This window comes from Pseudoalteromonas sp. APC 3250 (assembly GCF_030407915.1).
In the GTDB taxonomy this organism is placed as follows: domain Bacteria; phylum Pseudomonadota; class Gammaproteobacteria; order Enterobacterales; family Alteromonadaceae; genus Pseudoalteromonas; species Pseudoalteromonas tetraodonis.
The window spans coordinates 1-26,883 of sequence record NZ_JASDCM010000007.1 but is presented as its reverse complement, the minus strand read 5'-3'; the positions used below and the strand labels follow the sequence as shown (position 1 = coordinate 26,883).

The window sequence follows — 26,883 nt, the reverse complement described above, 5'->3', positions numbered from 1 at the left end:
CTATTGTGCTATTTGGAACAGTTTATAAGTTTTATAAGCCGCCATTGAAAACACCATGAACTTTTTTATTAACTATCGCATGGCACTACTTTTTATCAGCGTAATAGCGTAAGTTAGTTACATACGAACAACCAAGGAATCATAATGATAAAAAAAATAATGTGTGGTGGCTTTTTATTAACCGCCATTTCCGCGCCTAGTTTTGCCGCGAGTGTTAACACCCAACTTGAACAAGCAACACAAAGTGTGAGTGAAAAGGTCATTAAATGGCGTCGTCACTTACATCAATATCCAGAACTGAGTAATCGCGAATTTGAAACCGCCAAGTACATTACTGAACATTTGAAATCACTGGGTCTTGAAGTACAAACCGGTGTTGCTCATACCGGTGTTGTGGCAAAATTAAGCGGCGGTAAAAAAGGCCCTTTAATCGCATTGCGTGCTGATATGGATGCTTTACCGGTTACCGAACAAGTTGATTTACCCTTTGCCTCTAAACAAACATCAACCTATCGTGGCAATGAAGTAGGCGTTATGCATGCCTGCGGGCACGACACTCATGTTGCTATTTTAATGGCCGTGGCAGAGTCACTGGTAAAAATAAAAGATCAGTTAGCGGGCGAAGTACTGTTTGTATTTCAACCGGCTGAAGAAGGTGCCCCCGAGGGCGAAGAAGGTGGCGCTGAGCTGATGTTAAAAGAAGGCTTATTTAAGCAAAAGCCTGAGGCCGTGTTTGGTTTACATGTCACCAGCTCACTCAATACAGGGCAAATTGGCTTTCGTGAAGGGCCACTAATGGCCAGTGAAGATTCTTTCACAATTAACGTAACGGGGCGTCAAACACATGGTTCACGTCCATGGAATGGCGTAGACCCAATTGTTGCTTCATCACAAATTATTATGGCAACTCAAACAATCGCCTCTCGCCAAGTTGATGTAACTAAAGCACCTTCAGTCATTTCGTTTGGCGCAATTAATGGCGGCATACGCTCAAATATAATCCCTGATAATGTAGAGCTGATTGGTACCATTAGAACCTTTGATCAAACTATGCGCGCCGATATTAAAAAACGTTTAGCTAAAACCGCTGAGCTGGTTGCCGAATCCGCTGGTGCTAAAGCCGATGTGCATATAGATCACGGCTACCCTGTCACAGTAAACAATGTAGCACTCACCCAAAAAATGACCCCAACGCTTGCCCGTATTGCTGGTGCTGACAATATTATTACCACCGATTTAATTACCGGCGCAGAAGACTTTAGTTACTATGCGCTTGAAACCCCTGGGCTGTTTTACTTTTTAGGCGTCACTCCAAAAGATCAAAACGCTAAAACGGCAGCAAGTAATCATTCACCTCAGTTTTATGTTGACGAAAGCGCCTTACAACTCGGCGTAGAGTCATTATCTCAACTGGTTGTTGACTACTTACAATAACAACTCAACGTAACAAGCACAGGGGTAATAACCTTGTGCTTGTAAAGCTAGGGTCTGTTGACCTTTGCGGATTAATATTTGTTCAAGCTAGGGGCGGTTTAATCACGGCGCGAGGTTTGTAACCTAGTGGACTAAGTAAAAACCGAGCAACAAAGAGTAAATCGCCCCTAGGCAGAACCCTTCGGGCAGCGCCTGTTTGGCATTGATGCTGCGTTATCGCCTATTTATGGGGAATAACCACACCACACAGGCTCTGCCTTGCTTTAATACCAAGCAGACTGCTGCAAATTCAACCTTGAAAGGTAAACAGACCCTAGTGTTATTCAGCTAATATAAATCCCCTTTCGCTTACCTTTAATTATATAAATTCTCAATCAGGTAAGGACACCTTAATGACAGCAGAATATTTTAATTTTTTAAGCCTAATTGGTGTGGCTTTTTTTGCAATTTCAGGTGCGTTATTAGGCCATGATAAAGATATTGGCGGATTTGGAGTGGTGGTTGTTGGCTCAGTCACTGCGCTTGGCGGTGGCACGCTCAGAGACATACTTCTTAACCAACCCGTTTTTTGGATAGCCAACCCCGATTTTTTATATGTCACCTATGGCGCTATTTTTGTCACTGTTATGTTTATTCGCCACTTACCCGATGTGTCTAACTATTACATGTTGTTGGTTGATGCAATTGGTATGGCTATCTTTAATGTGGTCGGTATCGAAAAAGCATTAATTGAAGGCACCACCATGATGGTTGCACTTACAATGGGCATGACTACGGGGATATTTGGTGGCTTAATACGCGACGTGATCTGTCGAGAAGTGCCGTTGGTGATGCGAGAAGAGCTCTACTCCACCGCCTGTTTTGCAGGAGGCTTGACCTATGCCGCGCTATTTTTATTAGAAGCCCCTTATTTATGGTGCATTCTTGGTTCGCTGTTGGTCAGTGTTTTTTTAAGATTGGGCGCGCTCCATTTTGGCTGGCAGCCCAATCTATTTAGAAAAAGAACACCAAAAATAAACGATTAGTATAAGCATTGCGTTACACTAATCGCTCATAGAGTCCTGATGCCCGTGACACACTTTTACCCATCGCCAGTTGCAGCACTTTTTTATCTGCTACCAGCTCAAAGGTCTGCTTTGCACGGGTAATACCGGTATACACTAATTGCCGGTTAATACCGACGCTCGCTTGTTTAAGTGGGGGCAATACCATAGCAGTGTAACTAAACTCTGAGCCTTGCGATTTATGAATGGTCATAACATACACTTTATCGTGCGCTGGGAGTCGTGCAGGTGAAAATGCACGTTCATTACCCTGCTCATCAATAAACAGTGCTTTGAGTTGGCCACTGTCATCAGGCATTAAAATACCTATATCGCCGTTAAAAAGTTTAAGTTGATAATCGTTTTGGCTAATCATAATAGGCATACCCGTGTAATGCCGCTGATTAGGGTTAACGCTAATTAACCCTTGCTGTTGCAATACACGCTCAATACGTTGATTTAAACTATTAACGCCGTAATCGCCTTCACGCACCGCGGCAAGTAATTGATAGCGGGCAAAAGCCTCATGCACTTTGGCAACACTAGCCCCTTGAGCAATCAGTGTTAAATAATCACCGTAATGACTTGCTGCGCTGTTTATAAGCTTTTCAATCGGTGTAGAGACAAAATCGTAGTCTAAAATAACATCCCTAAAATGCCCTTGCGTACTGTGTTGTTCAACGTAATTTAAAATACCCCGATCATTGGTATTAACAGCCAAAGCCAATTGGCCTATGCCACTTTGGGCATCAAAGCGATAACTATGTTGTAAAAAGGCAATGCAATCAGCCAGTTTAAACTCACTCTGATTTTGCGCGCCAAGTTTAGCGTTGCCATTAAAACACACCTTATTTAATTGCTCACAGCGTGCTTTTGAATAACGCGGTGTTTGCCCAAGCACTAAACCTTGGCATAAATCACTCATTACACTGCCAGTATCAACCGAGGCGAGTTGGTCTTTATCGCCGAGTAAAATCAATCGGGCATGCGCTGGCAAGGCCTCAATTAATTTAGCCATGAGCGATAAATCGACCATACTGGCCTCATCAATAATCAATACATCAACATGCAACGGATTGCTTTTATCGTGCCTGAATTTATTGGTAAATGGCTTAACTCCTAACAAACGATGAATAGTTTGCGCACTTTGCGGGATCAACGCATTAATATCAGCCGGTATTTCTGTGAGCTTATTTTTAGCCCCTAAAATTGACTCTGTTAATCGCGCCGCTGCTTTACCGGTCGGTGCTACTAATTTTATGCTCAATGGCGCCGCTTGATATAACGATTGTAAAATCGCTAACAGCTTTGTCACCGTGGTGGTTTTACCTGTGCCAGGCCCGCCTGTGATCACACTAAAGCCCTTTGTTGCAGCAACAGCACAAGCGACCTTTTGCCAATCAATATCAAGCGTTGGATTATCAGGAAAGTAGCGTGTTAATAACTCAGTAAGGACTGCATCATCAATATTGAGTTGTCGCTCACTCATTGTCAGTAATCGTTGCGCTAAGGTTTGCTCATACCCTGCTAAACGGGAAAAATACAACCGCTGATTAAACAATTGCAGCGGCTTGTGATCCCCCACACTGTGATGCGCGTGTAAGTAATTTATTGCCGCCTCAGTCGTAAAATCGTCACTAAATGGGGTGAGAGTGTCAGGTACGGTGCCTTCTAATTTAGTAAAGTCGCTTTGGCGTAAATTAAACGGATTAGCCCAATCAACCTCTGTTAGAGTTAAACAACTATGCTGGCTTTGCTGCGATAAACACAGCATTAAAATAATATAAAATAATTCGTCATAATCATGCTCAGTATTGTTACCACTGAGTAATTCGGCCAGCTTTACATCCACAACACGTACGCGATGCTGCTCAGTTAAATAGCTAAGCAGCGGCACAACTTTAGGTGTTTGAGTAACAGAGTCCGCTAGTTGTTCATTGAGTAGCGCCGACTCATCAACAAGCGCGTCGTCAAAGTCATCAAACAAACCAGGTTGTTGGTTTAAATCACTCATAGCATCGCTCCTTGGCTAAACAAACCATCTAAAATAATAACTTGCTCTGCACTTAACTGTTTAAAGTACACCCCTTCACCCGCTGGCATACCGCGTAAAAAGGTATAATACACGCCGCCTAAATGCGTCTCTATGGCATAGTCAGGAATACGTTGTTTAAGTAATCGATGCAGCGCTACGGTATAAATTAAATACTGTAAATGATATTGGTGGCTGGTCATGGCTTGCTCAAGCTGCTCTGGATCATAATCTGCGGGGGTACTGCCCAAATAATTCGATTTATAATCTAAAATATAATACTTGCCTTGGTAACAAAAAATTAAATCTATAAAGCCTTTTAGTAAGCCTTTTACATGGGCAAATTCAAGTTTGCTTTGGCTAAAATCAAAGTGTTTAATCAGCATTTCGTTGAGTTTAGGCGCTCTTAGGCTAGCAAGCGGTAAGTTAAACTCCATTTCAACAAGACAATCACTCGGTGATAATTGACTCAAGCTTAAATTATTTTCACTATTTAACGGGCAATTAAGCGCATCGAGTATCCATTGCTCGGTAATTTGCTGCCATTGCTCATCAATATGGTATTTTTCAAAGGCACGTTTAATTACTGCCGATAAGTTTTGCTCTGGATTTGAGGGGTGAACAAGCGGGCTGGTAAAATCAAGTTGCTCGAATATTTCGTGTAAGCAACTTCCTGGTTTTGCACCTTTTGGAAAACTATACGGTGAGAGAAGTTCATCTTGTTGCACCGCAAACTCATCTCTTTGATGATCTTCATCGCTGCGCCCAGGTGCCAGTTGGTCAGTATGCTTTTTAAAGCTTAAGGCACTAAAACTGGTTGCCCGCCAATCGCGTTCAATCTGCGTGGTTACAGTATTAATACTCAGCGCCTGCTTTTCAACGTGTTCATTATTAAAGCGAAGTATGCCCTGCTCGAGTAATTCACCCGAGGTAAATTGCAGATATTCCATCGAATCATTGGCATCACAAAACTCACTTAAATGAGTGCGCCATATTTGGCTGCTGGTTAACGCTAACCCTGAGAACAACACATGCCCAAGCGCACTACTTTGAATCGCTAAGCGGCTACTTTGCCCTTGCCCGATATTATATACACCCAAGGCACAAAAATGCACTGCACGGGTCAGTGCGACATACAATAGGCGTAAATCTTCTGCTAAACGTTCTTGCTCGGCTTTTTGCAGGGCGTCTTCGTCTTTACTTAAATCAAAAATTAACTTGCCGTTATGGTGATAAAGCGCGTCTTTAGTTTCACGATAGCCACTAGCAAAGGGCATAAATACCAATGGATATTCAAGCCCCTTTGAGGCATGCATAGTGACAATTTTAACCAAGTTTGCGTCGCTCTCTAAACGTACTTGCACAGTTTCGCCATCTTGCTGGCTCACCTTTTGCGCAAACCAACGTAATAAACGAAGTGTCCCTTCAAGCTCTATTTGTTTTTGCTGCAGTATTTCGCCAAGGTGTCTAAAGTCGGTAAGCCAACGTTCTACGTTATAGCCCAAGCCTTGCCATTTGGCACTGAGTTGATTATGACTCAGTAAGCGCTCAAGCATCGCCATAGCCCCTTGCTTGTGCCAAATATGGCTAAGTTGGGCAAAAAAGTTTAAGTGTTCTTGCCATGCATTTTCATCATCGGCCAAAGCAAAAATATCGTTATAACTTAAACAAAATAATGGCCCTGCGAGTACACCTCGTAGTAGCGACTCGTCGTACTGGCCGTGCAATGCGGTTAAAAAGTTGAGTAAATGGTGACTTAGCTCTTGGCTAAATACACTATCACGAGACAAATACACGCTGGCAATATTAGCTTTACTCAGCGCTTGCTTCATTATTTGTGCTTCAACGCGGTCGCGCACCAAAATACAAATATCAGCAGCACTGACAGGGTTAGCGCCAATACAGGCAACACCTTGGTTTGCTTGCTCAAGTAAAGTAACTATTTTATTAGCAAAATGGGTGGCTAAATGAGCTTGCCCTACGCCTTTACTGGTCGGCTTATTTTTTCCATCGCCGGCTTCATCTACAAACACATTAAATTCAAAGGCGGTGGCCGGTTTGCCATCAATTAAAAACGACTCATCTGCTTTTTTGCCCTTGGCTTTCACTTTATTAAAGGGAATGGCATCGTTATAAATAAAGCTGTTGTCGTATTTACTGAATAAGCTGTTTACGCTATTTACAATATCACTGCTGGAGCGAAAATTAGTGCCTAATGTAAATTGTTGCGACTGCTCTACGGCCTCTTTGGCACCAATGTAGGTAAATATATCTGCGCCCCTAAAGCCATAAATAGCTTGTTTGGGATCGCCTATCATGGCTAAAGTGGTATTGCTTTGAGCATAAATTTTACTAAAAATACCGTACTGAATAGGGTCGGTGTCTTGAAACTCATCAATCATTGCCACCGGAAATAACTGCGCAATTTTTTGCGACAATACGTCACCCTGCTCACTATTAAGGGCTGTATGTAAATTAGTGAGTAGGTCATCAGGGGTGATCACGCTTTGTTCTTGTTTGCGTTTAACTATGGCCGCTTTTACCCAGCTCGCCGCATATTGCACTATCGCAATTTTTAGCCCTTGTTTAATGGTATTGTTAAGTGCGGCTAAGGCATCGAATTGGCTAATAAGTGGATGCGTCAGTAATGTGCCATTTTTTTTATAATTAGCGGTATTACTTAAATTCTCGCTGCTCCAAACCTCAAACGAATATTTGTTAGTACCAAATTCAAAAAAGTCATCATTGCCTAAGCAAAATGCTTCAAGCGCCGCTAAACTGCCTTTTCGCCCGGGTGTTTTTGAGCCACTTAAATCGGATGCTTTAACAGCACCAATAAACTCTTGCTCTAGGCACGTTTTTTTAAAAGCGGGTATAAGCTCTAAATATTCATCTCGCGCTTGCCACACATCCTCTAAATTTATTTGCGGCGTTATTTCGGCGTTAGCTTTATTTAAAATACTGCTTACTTGGCTAAATAATGATTCAGGTGCGGCAAACACCTCTAAAATCGCATCTGTTTTTTGCTTATTAAGCGGGTAGACAAACGCGCGCCAAAAATCTTTTATGGTCTCAAGCAGTATCTCGCGCTCATCTAAAATAAACTCTAAGTTAAACGCTACTCCCGACTCAAACGCATGTTGTTTTAGCATCCGCTGACAAAAACCATGAATGGTAAAAATAGCCGCCTCATCCATTGATTTAGCTGCTGCATCGAGTAAGTCAAACGCACGGTGCTTGTCATCAACGCCCGCTATTACACCCTCAATTAGCTCATCATTAGGTACTTGCCCCAGTAAAGCATCACGCGCGGCAATAATTCGGCTGCGAACTCGGTCTTTAATTTCTTGCGTGGCGGCATCGGTAAAGGTTACTACCAAAATTTGCTCAACGCTCAATGGCGTATTCAGCTCACCGGGTATTTGCATGCCCAACAAATAGCGCAAATACAAACCCGTGATCGTGTAGGTTTTACCTGTGCCTGCACTGGCTTCAATTAAGCTTTGGCCTGATAATGGCATAGTGAGTGGGTTAAGCGCTTGCATAGTCACTCTCCTTGGCATGCTCAAATAACGGGGCGAGTAGCTTATCGCTCCAATGTATAAATTCGTCTTGGCAGTCATTAAGTGATTGCACCGTGAGACGAATATAAGGGTTTTCTCCTTCGCCTCGGCCAATATACTGTGGACTAAATTTACTGTTGGCTTTTGCCATATCACCACCGCTTTTTACGTATTCATAACCACTTACCGGAAAAAACGCCACGGGCTTGTTGCGTAATGCTTTATAAAGCTCAAACCAATCTGCGAGCAGTAAATCGGCATCGGCTTTACTCATTGGGGCAAAACTAATTTGTTTATCTAAACCTAGCAATAAAGTTTCAACCTCTTGTTGCATGCTTTGAGCTGCCAGGTGATAAAGAAAGCCTTTTATTAAATCTTTGGCTTTAATACTGGCACTGCGGTAAAACACTTGTTTTTGCATATACACATGGTTAAGCCAGCCTTCAATGGTGGTATTTTCAAACGCAAGTAACACTTCTATCGGTTCGCTTTTACCGGCTTTTATTTGCTCTTTTACTTGCCCTGCAAGCGCATCAACTCGGTGCTGCATACCCTCATAAATTAAGCTGCCAACATTGGCTTGGGGCAACTCACCGCGCTGCAGGATTTGCTCGGTACTGAGCGGCGTATTGTTAATGTTTGCTTCAAGTATTTCGTCAAGGTAAAAATAACGGCGCAGCGCATCTAAGCTAAACGGTTCTTCGTCTTTCGCTATATCGTTAAATTGCGGCAAGCGTAACCCTAAACTTTGTTGATAGAAGCTCTCTTGGGCATGGCATACACTGTGAATAAACATATCAAGATCAAGCAACTCTGGGGGTGTTACATCAAGCGCAGTGATTGCTTTTGGCTCAATGGCCTCGCTAGGCAGCCAAATTGGGTTATAGCTGTGATTATTTACTCCCGCCTGTTCATCGCTAGGAGCTGAGTAATACAGGCTATTAAAAGGCTGCAAATGCTGCTGCGTAATAAGGCATTCAGGCAAGGGTTTATCACTGGGTTCGCTAAGTTTAAAACTGCGTCCAATGTATTCTAAAAGCTCACTTACTAGAGTTGATGGCATGCGCGGCTGGTTGTCAAAACACGAGCGGCCAATGTAGCTCATATATAAATTATCTCGAGCACTTAAGAGCGCTTCTAAAAAGAGGTAACGGTCATCGAGTTTACGTGAACGGTCACCTTTTTGCTTTTTAGAATACGGCACTAAATCAAATCCGATTGGCTGCACGGTACGTGGGTAATCGGCATCGTTTAAGCCTAGCATACACACCACCTTAAACGGCACGGCGCGCATGGGCATGAGAGTACAAAAGTTCACTTGTCCTACTAAAAAGCGCTGACCTACACCTTTTTCTTGTATACCTTGCTTGATTAGATAGCTCACTATGCGCTGCGAAACGGCTTTACTGTAGTCGCCGTTGTCGTGGTGCTTCGCAATATCTTCGAGCACCTTTTGCAGCACTAATAAATCCCAGCTATCATCGCTTTCGCTCTCATACACAGCATTGAGTAGCTCACTTAATATATGGGCTTTATTAGAAAGCGTATCATCAGGGGTGAGTTTCGCTTTAAAGTCTTGAAGCACATCAATAAAATGCACCAGCTTATTGAGAGTATCAAGCGCCATACCTTCTACTTCATCGGCGCTGTAAATACCATTAAATGGGCACTGTTCGTCGCGCATGGCAATCCCCAGTAATAAACGGTTCAAGCCATGTTGCCAGGTATTTAAATCAATGGCGGGTAAATCAAAGCTTTGTTTATGCTCAGCGTTTATGCCCCACTTTACCCCTACTCGCTCAAGCCAATAATGTATTTGCTCGTATTCATGGGCTTCTAGGCCAAATTTTTCGGCAATTTGCGTAACCTGTAATAAATCAAGAATATCCGACACGCCAAAGCGCGAAAACGGTAAATTAGCTAAACTGGCAAACGAGCTCAGTACTGGTTTTTCTTGCTCTATGGCTAAATCGGCAAGGGCGTATGGTATAAATCGGCTGCCCTGCGCACCACCAAAAACGGCCTCAATGTAAGGGCTATAAGTACCTACATCAGGCATCATGACGATGATGTCTTTGGGGGTAAGCGTTGGGTTTTGATTAAACAAATTGAGTAAGTAGTCGTGCAGGCGCTCGACTTCCCTTAATGGTGTGTGGCAGTCACTTAACGTAATGCTGGTATCGTTTGCACTTATGGGCAGTTTACCCTCATCGTTTATAAACCATTCTTTGTTATCGGTAAGCGATTCACCTTTAAAGGCAAGTTGGTATATTTCGCTTTGCACTTGCCCAAGTAAGGTATCGTCAAACGCATCAATAAAACCATCAATCCAACGGGCATCAAGCTGCACCAGTTGCTCAAAATAATCGCGGCCGAGTTTACCCCACGACGACAACAACGGATTACCAATAAAATAGTATTCTTCATCGGGATTCGTTTGCTTTTTTTGCTGCGCTTCCACCAGCGGCATTTTGGCGTATTTAGCGTTTATTTTAGCCGCTGTTTTTTCATCGATTATATCGCCCCAATAATGCTCGCTAGGATTAAAAAAGAATAAAAACACCTCGGTTTTTTTACTCAAGGCTTCAAACACATCAAGCTGTGAGCTGGCAATCGCAGATATACCAAATAGGCTAATACGTTTTGGTAATAAGCTGCTATCCATACTCTCAAGGGCGCTGAGTAATTGCCCTTGCATGTTGGCGCGGTGAAATTGGCTTTGCCCAAGTGTTTTACTTAATTTAACAAGGCGGCGCCATAAATCGGGTTGCCAAGGAGCAATGCTGATATCTACATCTTCAAGCGTATCAACACCGCTATCCCAAGTGGCTATCCAATGGGGGCGGTACATTAAATATTGGTCGTACACATCGGCTATTTTTTCACATAGGGCAAAGGTTTTTTGGCCGTCAATATCCCCCTCTAAATAGGTTTTTAGGGGTAAATACAGTGGCTCGTCAATACAAGTAGGTAAAATTGCAAACAGTTTCCACGCAAGGTTCGGTTTATTAAACGCCGACTCTTTAGGCACGTTTGGCAATAGTTGCTGGTACAACTGCCAAATAAAGCTCGACGGCAGCGGAAAGTCTACCTGCGCAGCCACGCCTAAATTTTCACTTAAACCAATTTTTAGCCACTGCGACATACCCGGCGATTGCACTAACACCACTTCTTTATCAAATGGGCTTTGCAACGGGTTTACCTTTAGCAGTTGATGAAACTGCGCTTGCAGGGCTTCCATACGGTTTGATTGAATAATATTGAGCATACGATACCAGCCTTACTTGAGATAAAGCCAGTGTAAGATATTTTCAATTTAAGCGGTAGCGCTAAGGAGGAATTGGCGTTAATAAATCAGCATGTTAGCTAGTAGCTAGCTAACATGCTGATTTATTAAACGCACAGGACTCACTTTAGTCACTGTGCGTTTTTATATTAAACCAACTATTGGTATGGGCTTATGCTAGATAAGCTAAAGTCACTTTGCATTATTACGTTACCATCAATGCCTTTGAGCTTAAGTGACAAGCCTGGATCTGCTTGCTGCCAATCAATGGTTAAATCCCCATAGTTAACATTATGCGTGTAATCACCGACACGATGTTTATTTGGGCTAACGTCTTTCCACTTTTCTGTCAGGCCTGAGCTGGTCATTTCAATGAGTGGGTAATCAAGATTGTGTTGATACCTTGAAATTTCCCCCCAATGGGTATCGCCGCTGATGATCACCACGCCATTTATTTGGTGTTTTTTAATTAACGCAAATAAACGGTTTCTATCCTCTGGAAAATTTGCCCACGATTCCCAGCCAGTAAAATCAGGCAGTAACTGCAAGCTTGATGCAATTAGTTTAATCGCTGCTGGCTTTTTAAGTTCGGCTTCAAGCCATTGCCACTGCGCCTCCCCTAGCATAGACGCGCCTTTTACTTCGGTTGGACTATACGGGCCTTGGTTATTTGCTTTACGCTTGGTGTAATACTCAAGTTCGCTCACTGAATTAAGTTTATCGCGATTAAAACGTAAGTCAGGCATGATCACTTGCACGGTTTGCTCGCCTTCGCCATACATGTAAGAGGTATAAATACCATCAGCACGGGTTCGGCGCGCTGAGTTTGCCGGTTCATCCCAAAAATCGAGCATAATTTGCCGAGATGCTTCTTTATGCGGGTACTCTTTACCCGCATCGTTTTGACCATAGTCGTGATCGTCCCACATGGCTATTAATGGTGTATTTGCTTTTAAGGTTTTAAAGCCAGGCTTTGCCCCTAATCGTTGGTATTTATTTTTAAGCACGGCCATGTCGTTAGTATCGCCATAAATGTTATCGCCTAAAAAAATAAATAAATCACTCTGCTCTTTGTTGATGGCGTTAAATATAGGAATGTCTTTATCTTGATGCCCACACGAGCCAAACAATATTTTAGAGGGCGCAGCCATTGCGCCACCACTAATAACAAAAGCAAGTAACAGCGCTGAATGATTAAAGGTTTTTAGTAACTGTTTCATTTTAAAATCTCATTAATAGCCGGTGCCATATTAGGGTTAATCGTGTCTGGGTTTTGCCCAAGTGCTTTTAAAACGGTGGCGGCAATTTGCGCTTGTTTAAGCTCATTATCGGTTTTTATTAAGCCATTACCTTTAATTGTAGGACCAATGGCAGCAAGCCAAATATGATCTGAGCCAATAATTCCCTCAGGAAATGCCTTTTTACCCTGCTCCGACTTTGCTAATGCCCGTTTAGAGCTGTGATGTTGCCAATCGTTTGCGTAGCTGCCACGGCCGTGATCGGTAGTAACAATTAACGTAGTATTATTTTTATAACCTGCTGTGCTTTGAATGGTTTGCCATAAATCTTTTAAAAATGCATCGCTTTGTTTGGCCGACTTTAAGTAAGCATCGTAATGGCCATCGTGAGCAAAATCGTCAGTTTCCCCTAAGCTAATCACCAATAATCTTGGCTTTTTAGCCAGCATATAGGCTTTAGCAAATCGATAGGTAAAACTATCAAGCCGCACATTGTGCCATGGGCTGGGGATTTCTGTTTGTAATGCGTTTAACAGGGGCGCATCGGCAAATAAATCATCGGCAATAGGCATAAATCCTGCATTTACATACACATGACTACGCTTAGTATTTACAATGTAAGGAAACACATCCCAGCTACCAAATAAAGCCGTGCTGTTTTTAAATTCAGGCTGCGCATCTAATCGCTCTAAAATGGTTTTATTTGGATTAAATACTTTATCGTTACTCTTAATGTTTTCATCCACTTCGCCGGTAAGAATTTCGTTATAACCAGGGTATGAAAAATACCATGGATTACTCACTGACATCGCTGAGCCGTTTGCTCTGTCGCCCATAATTACGCCTTGAGTGGCAATCGTTTGTGTTAAAAACGGCATTAATAATTGCTGGCGCTGTTGCACCCTTTCATCCCAAAATTCATTGCTTAACTGTGCTGGTTGCTTAACAAATTCTTTATTATTGAGCAGGTTTTTATCGGCACCATTAAATACTTCCTGCCAGCGCACGCCGTCAAGGGTGACTAACACTACATTTTGTTGAGCAGCCAATGCCACATTATTAAACAATAAAATTAAACTTAACCCGATAATTTTTATCATGCTTTTCATGGTGTTCTCATCAACTTTATATAGTAAAAAGCCCATCGATGATGGGCTCATATAAGATTACTTTAGGTTTAAAAAGTAGCCGTTAATGTAACCGCTGCTGTGCGTGGCGAGCCGATAAAGTAAGTACTCCCATTGCCCGTACCACCTGCCAAGTAACTTTTATCGGTAATGTTATAAACCACAAAGGCAATATCAACGGCTTTAAACGGGCCTGCGTTAACTTCGGCTGAATAACCTGCGTTTAAATCAAGCACGGTGTAGCTATCTACATCGCCACGCTCACCGGTGTATTTAGCCGATAAACCAAAGCGGAAATCGCCACTGTAGTAATCGGTTGATAGCACAAATAAATCATCCACTGAGTCAATTACTTTGCCTCCAGCTTCAAAGCCTGGCGCATCGCCTTTGTATTCAGAGCTATTATTGGTGTATGAGCTATATACATTCCACTCATTATTAAGCATATAACTTGCTGACAGCTCTAGACCTTTGGACTCAATACCGCCCACATTGAGGTACGAGCCGTTTGTGCCTATGGTGTAGTCTATACCGCCCGTGTCGCTGCCTGGTGCTATAAAGGTGATGCGGTTATCAAACTCAATTGAATAGGCCGTTGCTGTTAATTTAAGTGCATTATTTTGATAGCGCACACCCAGGTCAATATTTTCAGCGGTTTCTGGCTTAATTGCTGATAAGTCAGAGCTATCGCGTTCAAGCACACCGTCTTTAATGGCGGCAAAGTTTTCGCTATAGCTGGTAAATAACTCAGTATTACTATTTAGCTGATACAAAATACCACCACTAAATAGAATGTCTGAATCACTGTTTACTTTAGCTGTTGTGGCGTTTTTATAGTGGTCATACTTTTCTATATCCACTAAGTATTTTTTTACCCCTAGGTTTAAGGTAAGGTCGCCAAATGCCATTGAGTCTTGTGCATACCATTTAAGCGTATCAGTCTCAAAGGTGTTTTTATATTGCGTCCAGTATGGGGTGCTATCAAAATGATGATAAATACGGGCATCGATTACTTTATGCCAATCACGCGACTCATCACGGTCACTTTGCTCATACCAAAAACCCGCTTCTATATCGTGCATGCCAAAGCTAGCTTGATAATTAGCAATTACCCCTAAACGATCTTTATTGTAATGAGTATGACGATAAGACATAACAGGCGTTGCATCAGCGTCGTAACACGCAGGATTAAGCTCAGGGCCCGACTCCCACGGCCAGTTTAAACTTGCGATACAACCTGCGTTCGGCGCAAGTGGATTACCGTTGCTATCTGTAAAGCCATAAGAGCCTGCGTTTGTGCCCCCCTCGGTGGTTGGGTTGCCATTTTCATCTACAGGGGACGTTAAATAAGGTGGGATCCAATCGCCACGACCAGAATTTTTATGATAATACGGGCTAACGGTTAATAATGATGTTGGAGAAATCGCGTATTCAAATTTTAAATAGCCTAGAGTATTTTCACGCAAGGTGCCCCAACCTTCTGCAAACATTTGGTCAAAGTGCGGAACGCCTGTCCAGTTCCATGTTAGCTGATCCCAATCAGGGGTTTGTTCAAATTGCTCTAGGCTCACGCTATTGTAGTTGCTCTCGCTTACATCGTCATACGATAAGCGCCCTGTAATAGTTAGCTCATCAAGGGTGGTAACAAATTTCGCTTCAGCGTGTTGGTTATCTTTTCCGCCATTGCTGCCTGAGCCAATCCAGCGGCTGGTATCGGTTTGTGAGTAACTCACGTACGCTTGGGTATTATCGAAAATGGTGCCAGTTTCGTGCTTAACATAATAACGCGAAGCATCGTGACTGCCTGAGGTATAAGCAAAGGTGGTGCTTTTATCTAAACTCGGTGCTTTACTTACAAAATTAAAAGTACCGCCTAATGCCTCTAATGAGGCAGATTTAATATCTGAAGTGCCCTGACCTACTTCCACGGTGACAAGATTTTCGCTATCTAGGTAACGATTCGCTTTAGCACCACCGCCATAATTAGAACCGCCATTAGGAATGCCGTCTATCGTCATACCTAATTGTTGTTGGTTAGAGTCAATACTAAAACCACGCATGGTAATGGTTGTTGACCAATCGTCGCCGCCAAATGCGTCTCCTTCGTTTATGCTAATCCCTGGCAAGTTATCAATTACCGATAACACACTCGATACCGAGCTTTGTTGTTCTAGCATCGCAGGTTCAATAACGTTGTTTGCATAACTGGTTGGTTTTGCAGTAACAGTTACTTCTTCTATCACGTTATCGTTAGCATAAGCTGAAGTTGATACCGCCATGGCCACAGCCATGCTCAAAATCGATTTATTTTTTAAAGCGTACATTGTTGTCCCATTTGATTCTAATTATAAAAGGTAATTATGAAAGCGGGCACAGTCTATTTTTTAAGTATGACAACGAGGGGCAATTTTATTGACAAACAGGTTAAACAAATATGAGTTAATTATGACGTAAAGTAATCAAATCAAGCACATCGTAATTAAGAGCAATCAGACTAAAACAGCACCCAAAAGCCAAGGGACTCTCTAAAGTCATAAAATTTTCTCACTCTTTCTAACTGCAATTGATCAAAATCTTATTTAACTTAGATATAAAGAGTTAAGAGCCCATAAAGTGATAACTTTTAGCCCAAAAACACGGTTTTATACAAAGTTAAAAACCAATTTTGCAATCAGCTTTTTCTGGGCTATCTTTTTATTAACGCTTTAATTACAGGTAGCTGCACTATGTTTAATTTTTTCGCTAATAGCGCTGAGCAAGCATTAAAACAGTCTATTACGGCAATTGTTTCCATAGATGAAAAAAACAATATTGTCTTTTATAACAAAGCCGCGCAAAAATTATGGGGCTACACAGAAGATGAAGTACTCGGTCACAACATACGAAAACTAGTCCCTGACGAACATAAAACAAACCACGACGACTATGTAAATCATCATAGAGAAACCGGGCAAGACAAAATTGTTGGCAGCTACCGAGAAGTTGAGTTACAAACTAAATCGGGAAGTCGCATTTGGGTCGAATTAGCGCTTTCTCAGGTGAAAGTAAATAACAACAAACATTACACCGCTTTTATAAGAGATATATCAGCAGAGCGTGAAGCAAAAGAAATCAATGAGCAATCGTTAGAGCAAGCCCTTGATGCAGTTGTATGTATTGATGAAAATAATTGTATCACTTTGTATAACAAAGCCGCAGAAACACTGTGGGGTTACAGTAAACAAGAAGTAATGGGAAACAATGTAAAAATGCTAGTACCCCATGCAATACAACATAACCATGATGAGCTTGTAAATGCAAACCGAGACACAGGTGTCGATAAAATAGTTGGTACCAGTAGAGTAGTTGAAATTGAACGCAAAGATGGAACAACCGTGTGGGGGCGATTATCGCTATCGAAAATTAAATTAGCTAATCGCGTTATTTACACAGCTTTTATCAAAGATGTAACGCAAGAGGTAATAACTAGAGAAGAACAACGGATGTTGTCACTTGTTGCAAACGAAACAGACAACGCGGTAATAATCACCGATCCTAAGGGCTATATTCAATATGTAAACAATGGATTTGAACGTTTAACAGGATACGCTTTAAGTGAAGTAAAAGGTAAGAAACCAGGCAGTTTTTTACAAGGCAAAGATTCTGACAAAAACATGATAGAAACGATACGCACACATCTTAAAAATCGAACTCCTTTTTATGGAGAAATATTAAACTATAAAAAATCGGGGAGTGCTTACTGGACCTCGCTATCTATCAACCCAGTAATAAGAGAAGGGAAATTAGAAAATTACATTGCAATTCAAGCTGATATATCTGAAGTAAAGCAAATGGCGCTTGATTTCACAAACAAACTAGAAACTATCGGCGAGTCTATAGCTATGTTGCAAGTGTCTCTTCATGGTGAAGTACTTGATTGTAACGAATTACTAAAAACGGCATTAAAACCCAATTTTTCTGTAGAAGAGTTTGCTAAAAATCTGATTTCTGATCTCAGCGTTGAAGAAAGAGCATTTTTAGACAAAAACAAACATATCTCAAAAACTTTTGAACTTGAAAAAAATAATCAATACAGTGCCTTTGATGCGAGAATATGTGCTCTTCGTGATGTTAATGGTCAAACCACTAGTTATATGTTTATAGGTTTAAACATAACGGAAAGAAAAAAAGCAGTTAATCAAACTCAAATATCAATGAAAGAATTATTAGATATAAGCCAAACCATCAGCAAAATAGTAGAAACAATTAATGGAATATCAGAGCAAACAAATTTACTTGCACTCAATGCTGCTATTGAAGCCGCAAGAGCAGGTGAAATGGGACGCGGTTTTGCCGTTGTTGCTGACGAGGTAAGAACTCTTGCAGGCAATTCAAAGGCATCTTCTGAAGAAATAAACGGCTACATAAAAGAAACGGTTACTAAAATTCAAGAGCTTGCAGAATTATCTAAAAAGATAGATTCATAAATCCGCTTTTAAGTAATAAGCCCACATTTGTGGGCTTATTAGTGAGAACTCTTTAAAACTTAAACTAACTCAGCAAGCATCTCATCACTATAAGGTGTCACTTCTTCACCATTTTTAATTTTGCTAATGTAATCTGGGTTAGCAATAAGTGGGCGACCAATGGCAATTAAATCAAATTTATTATCGTTGATCGCTTGTTTGGCAGTTTCAAAACTATAACTACCTACACCCACTAAGGTACTTGCATAACCAGCTCGTAAAAATTCAGAGGTTGATTTACCTTCTAGTGAATCAAAACGCATGCTGTCGTCAAAAATACCGCCGTGTAGATAGGCTAGTTTGCGGTTTTCAAGCTCTGGTAATAAGTAGTCAAATACTGCTTTATCACGGTTATCTTCGCTCATATTAAAGTAGGCACCTGGTGTTAAACGCATAGCGGTACGCTCATTGCCTACAACATCAATAATGGCATCAGTTACTTCCAGTGCAAAACGAGACATATTTTCTGGTGTTTGCCCGTACTCGTCATCACGTTCATTTGCCGCATAATGTAAAAATTGGTCAATTAAATAACCATTAGCACCATGAATTTCCACGCCGTCAAAACCTGCTTCCATCGCGTTTTCTGCCGCTTTAGCGTAGTCAGCCACTAAGCCTTTAATATCATCTTTAGTGGCAGCTTTTGGCGTAATATAAGTTAGCTCACGCATACGCGGTACTGAACCTTCAACCCCTATCGCCGATGGCGCCAGAACATCACCACCAAAAAAGTGAGGGTGAGCAACACGGCCAACATGCCATAATTGCGCGAACATTTTACCGCCATTGGCATGCACGGCGTCAGTGACTTTTTTCCAACCTTGAACTTGTTCATTAGTGAAGATACCCGGTGTATTTGGGTAACCTTGTGCATCGGCACGAATAATAATTGCTTCACTAATAATTAATCCTACATCAGCACGGCGAGCGTAGTAATCAACCATCGCTTGTGTAGGCACTAAATTGTCATCTGCCATACAACGAGTTAGTGGTGCCATTAGTACGCGGTTTTGCAGTTCAATGCTGTTATTTAATTTAAAAGGTGAAAGTAAGTCTATCGACATAATGTTTATCCTTTGTTGAATGTACATTCAAGATAAGGTCACTTGAATGAATATTCAAGTATAATTTTGAAACTTTGTTCAAGATTGCGTAAACTGCTTTACCTAAACGCTGTTTAAGGTAGGATTATTGCTGAAAGTTCGCTTTACCTACTCTGCCAACGAGAAGAGTCATTATGAGAACTGCAGAATTTGATACAGAGTTTGTACTGCGCCAAGCAATGGCGATGTTTATGCTTCACGGTTATGCAAAAACCAGTATGCAAAAACTGACTCAAGCAACCCATTTACATCCGGGCTCGTTATACGCAGCATTTGGAAGTAAAAAAGGCATTTTTTTAGCCGCTACTGAGCAATACCAAACCGATCGCAATACTCAATTTACTGCTCTGTTTGAGCACAGCAGTTGTATTTTAGATACGCTGAAACAATACCTTAATATCATTGTGCAAGAATGCGTTGACGGTGAAGCAACCAAAGTGTGCCTGCTCACAAAAAGCATTAGCGAGGTAGAGGGTAACGATCCACAAATTTGCCACGTATTGCGTACTAATTTAACTGCATATGAGCATGCTTTTGCGCAGCAGTTACAAAAAGCAATTGATAATAAAGAAATTACCAATGGCCGAAGTGCCATAGAGCTGGCACGATTTTGTGTTATGGGTATATATGGATTACGCACCTACGCATTAACAAACCAAGACCCCGACGCACTAAACCAACTAGCCAATGAGCTACTAGCAGCCATCAGCTAAACTAAATTTTAAAGCGCAGCAGCTCGCTGCTCTTTGTATACTCCACAGTGAGAGAGAGCCAAAAATGACCACCGATAATTTATCAAAGCAAGACGACGTAATTTTAGGCCTTGGCGCAAAAAAACGACTCGCATACATGTACGAAACCGTGCAGCAATTTAAGCAAGTGTGGATTTTAAACGATGACGACGGCTGCGTAATGCTCACTAACGAGGACGACGATTGCGTGCCGGTATGGCCAACACGAGAGTTCGCACAAGCCTGGGCAACCGGCGAATGGCAAGGCTGTACACCTAAAGCAATTCCAACAAACGATTGGTTTAGCCGCTGGACACCTGGCCTTGAAGAAGACGACTTACTGGTGGCCGTGTTCCCTACCGAAGAAGACGACGGCACAATTTTATTCCCTGATGAGTTTCAAGCCCAGTTGAGTAAATCAATTAGGAAGTACTAACTTCTAAAGCAGTGTTCACCTTAAACAAGCTTATTATAAGCATTAAAAGAAAAGTTTATTTACCAAAAGGTTATAAAGCATCTATTATAGTGTTGTAACTTACTTTTATAAAAATCGACCTGGGTGGACGTCAATTCCACCCCTGTAAAAAATCGAATAAAGTAATCAATGTTCAGGTAAATTTAATAAAAAATATACGTTTATTTTCTGTGTTTAAATTGGGGTCTACATGCTGTTCAATTCAAAATATAAAAACAAAATTAATGAGTTAAATAACGAGTTAATTCAATTAAAAAAAACCAATGAAAAGCTTGAAGCGCAATTGTTAGCAGCAAACAGCGAGCAATCACAACAAAACGACAATGAAATAGCAAATGATACAGCCTTTGTAAAACAGCGTGAATTAAACACATTATCATTACAGTCATCTGATTTAATTAGTGACATCAGAGAAAGCTTAGCCTCAACTTCACATAAACTAATTAATGATATTACGTCATTTAAGTCATCCCAAGAATTACTTGATACAATTTTAGATATGTTAGCAACGACTTCATCGTCAACACATAATATCTCAAGAGATACAAAATCAGCCACTAAATCCGTTAAAGAATTGCAGTCAGTAACAATCGGAATTAATGATTTTGTAAACATAATTAAAGGGATTTCTGATCAAACAAATTTACTTGCACTTAATGCGGCCATCGAGGCCGCTAGAGCCGGAGAGCAAGGACGAGGCTTTGCTGTTGTGGCAGATGAAGTAAGAACGCTCGCTCAGCGCTCTTCTGATGCATCTAACGAGATCTCTAATTTAATAGCTAAGGTCAATGAGCAAATGCAAAGCGTTGTAACTAACATTACTAACGTTAGCGAAGAAAGTGATGGCATTGCAAATAGCTCATCAGAAATTGATGCTACCGCTAAAAAGGTGGTTGAACTATCACAAAATATGTATAGCGTTATTGTTAATTCAAGTGCCGATGCATTTATTCAAACAGTAAAAATGGATCACATTGTATGGAAATACGATATTTATAAAGTCATTTTAGGGCAATCAAATAAGACTGCAGAAGACTTTTCTGATCATACCATGTGTCGTTTAGGTAAATGGTATTACCAAGGTGAAGGTGCATTAAAATATTCAAGCATTAACGACTTTAAAGCATTAGAGCAACCACATGAAGATGTCCATAAGAATGGCTTTGCTGCTTTAGAAGCATTCCAATTAGGCGATATCAATACTGCTGTAGAAAAAGTATCTCTTATGGAGCAAGCAAGTTTTAAAGTAGTGGACATACTTAGCGCTTTATCACACAAAATTATGGATTATAACTGTAAATAAAATAGTCAAAAAACACCTCACTTTGCATAGCGTTATGGTTCATAATCATTTGGCTATGCATACCAAACTTATATAAATTAATCACAAACTAATAACACCTCCACCTAAGCACTGCTGTTCAATAATTAAACTAACTAAATTATTAACCCTTTAAGTAATCATTAACTATATTTTTATGATAGCGGGTCACGGTTTACTGATTCATCTTACCAATTCAGCGGTATTAAAAACACTTAGCCACATTGCAGCAATAATGAGCACTGTCGTTTAAATACTCTTTTTTATTTAGGTTTTAATTATGTTTAAAGTTCATTTTAGTGTTGTATTCGCGACGTTATTTACTTTGCCCGTATGCTCACAAGAAGCGCAAACACAATCACTCGTGCAAAAAGCGTTAAGTAATGCGCCCACAATTATAAACTTATCAGCAAATCACCCTAACACCCTAGTAACGCCCGCTATTAATGAGCTCGATGCCAGCCCTGAGTCGGATTTAATTCGTTATGGGCGCTTATTAATTATTGATACCTATAAACAACTTCCCAATAACGTAAATAATAAGCTCAATTGTAGCACTTGCCATCTTAATGAAGGGCGTGTAGCCAAAGCCGCGCCTTATGTGGGCATGAATGTGGTATACCCTAAATATCGCTCTCGCAATGCACAAATAAACACCATTGAAGACAGAATTAACGGCTGTTTTCAACGCTCAATGAACGGTCAGCCACTGCCTACTAATTCAGTGCCAATGCAGGCTATTGTCAGCTACATGAACTTTTTATCACAAAATATAAAAACCAAAGACGACCTGCAAGGAAACACGGGCTTTGTCGCTATTAATAAAGAGCTAATACCAAACGCCGATAACGGAAAAACTCTTTACGTTCAGCACTGTGCAAGTTGTCACCAACTAGACGGTCAAGGCTTATATCCTAATAATACTTACATGTTCCCAGCCATTGCCGGCAGTCAGTCGTTTAATGATGGTGCAGGTATGGCACGCACTTACACCGCAGCGGCATTTATTAAAGGAAATATGCCATTGGGCCAAGAAGGCATGTTAACCGAGCAACAAGCTATTGATATTGCTTATTACTTTTCACATTTAGAACGCCCTATTTTTGCCAATAAAGCGGATGACTGGCCAAAAGGTGGCGCACCAAAAGACGTGCGTCGATAACAACGTACTGTAGCGTAATAATTTGCCACTTACTTATTTATCTTCTTGGAGCGATATAAAGTTAACAGCCACATTTTAAGTAAAAATACGCTGAAACAGTCATAACGATAATTATTCTGCTAAAAATGCAGTATAATTTTTAAGGATCACTAACTTAGGTATTACATGCGGTACACTTTCAATTTAATATGTTGTTTGCTACTACAAACCATTGGTTTTAGTGCATCTGCTGTAACACTAAACGAAAATGACAGCTTACAATTAAAATCAGCTATTTGGCATCAAGTAGATTTAGCTAAACCAACCCAAGGTGAGCAACTCGTTAATGCCTATGACAATGTTAATACTCCCATCACTTCGCTGTACAGTGCGAATGGCAGTGCAATAGCAAAAATTAGTTTAACCACAACGAGCGCTGGACGCTGGTATATAATACCCCAAGTTAATTACTTAGATAGTGGCGTTGCTTTTTATCAAGATGCTAGTGGGATCAGAAAAGTCGCTGACTTTTCACAAGATAGTGCCATCCCATCAGCCATTGTAATGCACAGCCGAGCTTTTGAATTACAACTAGAAGCTAATTCACACGGTGTTTTATGGCTTTATGTTAATGCTAAGCACTTTGCCAAACCTGTCAGCATTAACGTTATTCCTCAATCTAGGTTTGTTAAACTTCAGTTTTATATCAATTCATTAAGCTTAGTGTCTATAACGATAATGCTGACCTTGGCTTGCATGGCCTTGATCATGTTTTTTAAAACACGACATCGCGTGGCATTATTTTGTGCAGGTTACATAGGGTTACATGGCATTGGTTGGGCATTCGCAGCGGGGATAGCTGCGCTACTTTTTAATTACCATGCGATTAACACCCATTACTTTGGCATGTATATTTTTGCCTTTGCTATTGCCTCTGCCAGCTCATTTGCCTATTACTTATTTAACTTTGACCAACATACCCGTTCTGGTATTAGCCGATTTTTAAAGTACTTTTCCATAACGGCACTTGCCTGTGGTTTTTTAAACCTATTTTTATCCTTCCATTGGGTGTTCTATTTAGCTCACTTCCTCGCTGCAATTTGGGTGTATTTAAGCTTAAAGCTTGGCTTTACAATGCTGGGGATGAAGGACTTTAGAGCGAAATACTTTTTAACTGGCAACCTTGTTTATAGCTTATCCTTGGTTATTTTTATTTTATCGCACCTAAATTTAATAGAAATAAGTTCACCTGAATTATGGGTGCTTATTGCTCTGGCCATTGATTGTATCTGTATTTTGCTTTCTTTATCTGAATGGCTAAAAATAAAGCAAAACAATTATATAAAAGCGCTAGAGTTATCACGCATAGATCCACTCACCAAAGTAGGAAACCGGCTGCAATTACAACAAGTGCTCGATAACTTAGATAATTTTTACCTCATAGTGTTTATAGATTGCGACAATATTAAAAGCGTTAACGATCACCTAGGTCATGCTCACGGTGACAAACTACTCATTGAAGTTACACGGTTAATTAAAAGCGCGTTAGCCGATAAAGGTGAGGTATGCAGAACTGGCGGTGATGAGTTTATTTGTGTGTGTAACGTTAAATCAGCACAACAGCTCGGCCAACTCACCCTGAGCATCAACGAATCGTTAAATTATATTCATCAACAAGTACAGAAAAACTGGCCCCTATCAGGCCTGAGCTATGGCATAGCAAGTAGTGAGGAATGTAATGACTACAAAGCCTGCTTAACCTTAGCCGACCAACGAATGTATACATTAAAGCACCAACGTAAAAACAAACGCCAACACGTTTAGTGTTATTACAGGCACAAAAAAGGACGCCTTGAGACGTCCTAATATAGAATAATGGTGGAGAGAGAGGGATTCGAACCCTCGTTAGGGATTAACCTAAACACACTTTCCAGGCGTGCGCCTTCAGCCACTCAGCCATCTCTCCACAATGTTGCATTGCAACAGCGCGCTATAGTATGAAATACACTTGCTTGGTGCAAGGCCTTTTTAACATCACGCTTTTAACTGCTCAATAATCAAACTAACCACCTATAAGCAAATAAAAAAGGCGATACCTGAGTATCGCCTTTATCTAATGCATTATATTGCCATCTATTATTTTGCCATATTGGCTGTAAAATCAAGCATGCGATTTAATGATTTAAGTGCGCCTTCGCGCAAATCCATGTCAACAAACACTTCTTTACCGCTGGCATCAATCAGTGCTTCCTCAATCGCTTGTAAGCCATTCATTGCCATCCATGGGCAGTGAGCGCAAGTTTTACACGTAGCGCCGCTACCGGCCGTTGGAGCTTCGAAAAACTCTTTCTCTGGGCATAGTTGCTGCATTTTATAAAAAATACCGCGATCGGTGGCTACAATAAACTTTTTATTAGGCATAGTTTGCGCTGCTTTAATTAGCTGGCTAGTAGAGCCAACTGCATCGGCTAATTCAACAATTTCAGCCGGTGATTCTGGATGCACAAGTACGCCCGCATCTGGGTGCAATGCCTTCATGTCTTTTAAGGCTTTGGTTTTAAATTCGTCATGTACGATACATGCGCCGTTCCACATGATCATATCGGCACCGGTATTCTTTTGAATATAGCTGCCTAAATGCTTATCTGGGCCCCAAATAATTTTTTCGCCTTGCTCATCTAAGTGCTCTACTATTTCAAGTGCACACGATGAGGTAACAATCCAATCAGCACGCGCTTTAACCGCGGTAGAGGTGTTAGCGTATACCACCACTTTACGATCTGGGTGTTGATCACAAAATGCTGAAAATTCATCAACAGGGCAACCAATATCTAATGAACAAGTCGCTTCAAGTGTTGGCATAACCACAGTTTTATTGGGGGTTAAAATTTTAGCGGTTTCACCCATAAAACGTACGCCCGCGACAATGATCATGTCGGCTTCGTGTCTAGCGCCAAAGCGTGCCATTTCTAGTGAATCGGCTACACAACCGCCTGTTTCTTCAGCGAGTGCCTGAATTTCAGGATCAGTGTAATAATGAGCAACAAGTACCGCGTTTTTTTCTTGCAGTAACTGCTTTATTCGCGCTTTATATTCGCCTTTTTCGTCTTGTGTTAACGGAGCTGGCTTAGGAGGAAAGATATAGCCTTCTGGCATAATAGTTTGAGCTAAACTCATTGTTCTCGACCACTTTATTTACAGTGTAATTAATAGTGCAAATTATACGAGAAACGAACACTAAATAATAGCAATCTAACAAGGCAGTTTATAAATAAAAATTAGGGAGATAGTCGGAAATATTTTATATCGAAGAAAGTGTAACAGAAGTGGTGGGTCATGATGGACTTGAACCATCGACCAATGGATTAAAAGTCCACTGCTCTACCAACTGAGCTAATGACCCGCTCTGATTTACTTATAAAAGTAAGTACGCGTAAATCCGCCGATTATAACCATTCAATAGAGAATGGTGGGTCATGATGGACTTGAACCATCGACCAATGGATTAAAAGTCCACTGCTCTACCAACTGAGCTAATGACCCGCTCTGGTTTACTTATAAAAAGTAAGTGCGCGTAAATCCGCCGATTAGACCATTCTAAATATAAAAAAGAATGGTGGGTCATGATGGACTTGAACCATCGACCAATGGATTAAAAGTCCACTGCTCTACCAACTGAGCTAATGACCCGCTCTGGTTTACTTATAAAAAGTAAGTGCGCGTAAATCCGCCGATTAGACCATTCTAAATATAAAAAAGAATGGTGGGTCATGATGGACTTGAACCATCGACCAATGGATTAAAAGTCCACTGCTCTACCAACTGAGCTAATGACCCGCTCTGGTTTACTTATAAAAAGTAAGTGCGCGTAAATCCGCCGATTA

Annotated in this window: 16 protein-coding genes and 5 tRNA genes; 8 read left to right on the top strand and 13 right to left on the bottom strand. The window is 41.0% G+C overall.

Annotation, left to right across the window (positions count from 1 at the left end):
• The first annotated feature begins 144 nt into the window (after window positions 1–144).
• Window positions 145–1,434 (top strand): amidohydrolase, encoded by a 1,290-nt coding sequence (locus QL986_RS09260; protein ID WP_036956171.1) that lies wholly within the window; start codon window positions 145–147, stop codon window positions 1,432–1,434.
• A gap of 392 nt (window positions 1,435–1,826) precedes the next feature.
• Window positions 1,827–2,459 carry a trimeric intracellular cation channel family protein gene (locus tag QL986_RS09255; protein ID WP_013464657.1) on the top strand — a complete coding sequence of 211 codons (633 nt, stop codon included), beginning with the start codon at window positions 1,827–1,829 and terminating at the stop codon, window positions 2,457–2,459.
• Window positions 2,460–2,472: 13 nt separating this feature from the next.
• Here QL986_RS09255 and recD read toward each other — a convergent pair whose 3' ends face one another.
• From recD to QL986_RS09225, 6 genes are all read right to left on the bottom strand, one after another.
• Window positions 2,473–4,491, bottom strand: coding sequence for an exodeoxyribonuclease V subunit alpha (gene recD, locus QL986_RS09250; RefSeq protein WP_128583389.1), 2,019 nt, complete (start codon window positions 4,489–4,491; stop codon window positions 2,473–2,475).
• Window positions 4,488–8,054, bottom strand: a complete 3,567-nt coding sequence (gene recB, locus QL986_RS09245) for an exodeoxyribonuclease V subunit beta (RefSeq protein WP_290191481.1) — start codon at window positions 8,052–8,054, stop codon at window positions 4,488–4,490. Before recB ends, recD begins: the two co-directional genes overlap by 4 nt.
• Entirely contained in the window at window positions 8,041–11,340 is a 3,300-nt protein-coding gene (gene recC, locus QL986_RS09240) for an exodeoxyribonuclease V subunit gamma (RefSeq protein WP_290191480.1), read from the bottom strand. Before recC ends, recB begins: the two co-directional genes overlap by 14 nt.
• 176 nt (window positions 11,341–11,516) lie before the next feature.
• Window positions 11,517–12,578 (bottom strand): alkaline phosphatase D family protein, encoded by a 1,062-nt coding sequence (locus QL986_RS09235; RefSeq protein ID WP_036956166.1) that lies wholly within the window; start codon window positions 12,576–12,578, stop codon window positions 11,517–11,519.
• Window positions 12,575–13,705 (bottom strand): alkaline phosphatase family protein, encoded by a 1,131-nt coding sequence (locus tag QL986_RS09230; protein ID WP_290191506.1) that lies wholly within the window; start codon window positions 13,703–13,705, stop codon window positions 12,575–12,577. The genes QL986_RS09235 and QL986_RS09230 overlap by 4 nt, the downstream gene beginning before the upstream one ends.
• 68 nt (window positions 13,706–13,773) lie before the next feature.
• Window positions 13,774–16,047 carry a TonB-dependent receptor gene (locus QL986_RS09225; RefSeq protein ID WP_290191479.1) on the bottom strand — a complete coding sequence of 758 codons (2,274 nt, stop codon included), beginning with the start codon at window positions 16,045–16,047 and terminating at the stop codon, window positions 13,774–13,776.
• 402 nt (window positions 16,048–16,449) lie between these two features.
• Here QL986_RS09225 and QL986_RS09220 point away from each other — a divergent pair, with 402 nt between their 5' ends.
• A complete protein-coding gene (locus tag QL986_RS09220) occupies window positions 16,450–18,189 on the top strand; it encodes a PAS domain S-box protein (RefSeq protein ID WP_013464650.1) in 1,740 nt (579 codons plus the stop codon).
• A 59-nt stretch (window positions 18,190–18,248) separates the two neighbouring features.
• Here QL986_RS09220 and QL986_RS09215 read toward each other — a convergent pair whose 3' ends face one another.
• Window positions 18,249–19,292, bottom strand: coding sequence for an alkene reductase (locus tag QL986_RS09215; RefSeq protein ID WP_013464649.1), 1,044 nt, complete (start codon window positions 19,290–19,292; stop codon window positions 18,249–18,251).
• A 173-nt stretch (window positions 19,293–19,465) separates the two neighbouring features.
• Between QL986_RS09215 and QL986_RS09210 the strand changes: the two genes are divergently transcribed.
• The 5 genes from QL986_RS09210 to QL986_RS09190 all read left to right on the top strand — a co-directional run bounded on the left by QL986_RS09210 (window position 19,466) and on the right by QL986_RS09190 (window position 24,823).
• On the top strand, window positions 19,466–20,044 hold the full coding sequence (locus QL986_RS09210; RefSeq protein WP_013464648.1) for a TetR/AcrR family transcriptional regulator: 579 nt from the start codon (window positions 19,466–19,468) through the stop codon (window positions 20,042–20,044).
• A gap of 64 nt (window positions 20,045–20,108) precedes the next feature.
• A complete protein-coding gene (locus QL986_RS09205) occupies window positions 20,109–20,498 on the top strand; it encodes a DUF2750 domain-containing protein (protein WP_013464647.1) in 390 nt (129 codons plus the stop codon).
• Window positions 20,499–20,727: 229 nt separating this feature from the next.
• Complete coding sequence (locus QL986_RS09200; protein WP_013464646.1) at window positions 20,728–21,840, top strand: methyl-accepting chemotaxis protein; 1,113 nt, start codon at window positions 20,728–20,730, stop codon at window positions 21,838–21,840.
• Between the two features lie 298 nt (window positions 21,841–22,138).
• Window positions 22,139–23,020 carry a c-type cytochrome gene (locus QL986_RS09195; RefSeq protein ID WP_013464645.1) on the top strand — a complete coding sequence of 294 codons (882 nt, stop codon included), beginning with the start codon at window positions 22,139–22,141 and terminating at the stop codon, window positions 23,018–23,020.
• A 165-nt stretch (window positions 23,021–23,185) separates the two neighbouring features.
• Complete coding sequence (locus QL986_RS09190) at window positions 23,186–24,823, top strand: diguanylate cyclase (protein WP_024601361.1); 1,638 nt, start codon at window positions 23,186–23,188, stop codon at window positions 24,821–24,823.
• Between the two features lie 52 nt (window positions 24,824–24,875).
• Here the strand turns inward: QL986_RS09190 and QL986_RS09185 are convergent.
• From QL986_RS09185 to QL986_RS09160, 6 genes are all read right to left on the bottom strand, one after another.
• A tRNA-Ser gene (locus tag QL986_RS09185) sits at window positions 24,876–24,965 on the bottom strand.
• A gap of 170 nt (window positions 24,966–25,135) precedes the next feature.
• Window positions 25,136–26,176: a quinolinate synthase NadA gene (gene nadA, locus QL986_RS09180; RefSeq protein ID WP_013464643.1), complete on the bottom strand. Its 1,041-nt coding sequence runs from the start codon at window positions 26,174–26,176 to the stop codon at window positions 25,136–25,138.
• Window positions 26,177–26,326: 150 nt separating this feature from the next.
• Window positions 26,327–26,402 (bottom strand) — tRNA-Lys (locus tag QL986_RS09175).
• Between the two features lie 64 nt (window positions 26,403–26,466).
• Window positions 26,467–26,542, bottom strand: a tRNA-Lys gene (locus QL986_RS09170).
• A gap of 71 nt (window positions 26,543–26,613) precedes the next feature.
• Window positions 26,614–26,689 (bottom strand) — tRNA-Lys (locus tag QL986_RS09165).
• A gap of 71 nt (window positions 26,690–26,760) precedes the next feature.
• A tRNA-Lys gene (locus tag QL986_RS09160) sits at window positions 26,761–26,836 on the bottom strand.
• Window positions 26,837–26,883: the final 47 nt, after the last annotated feature.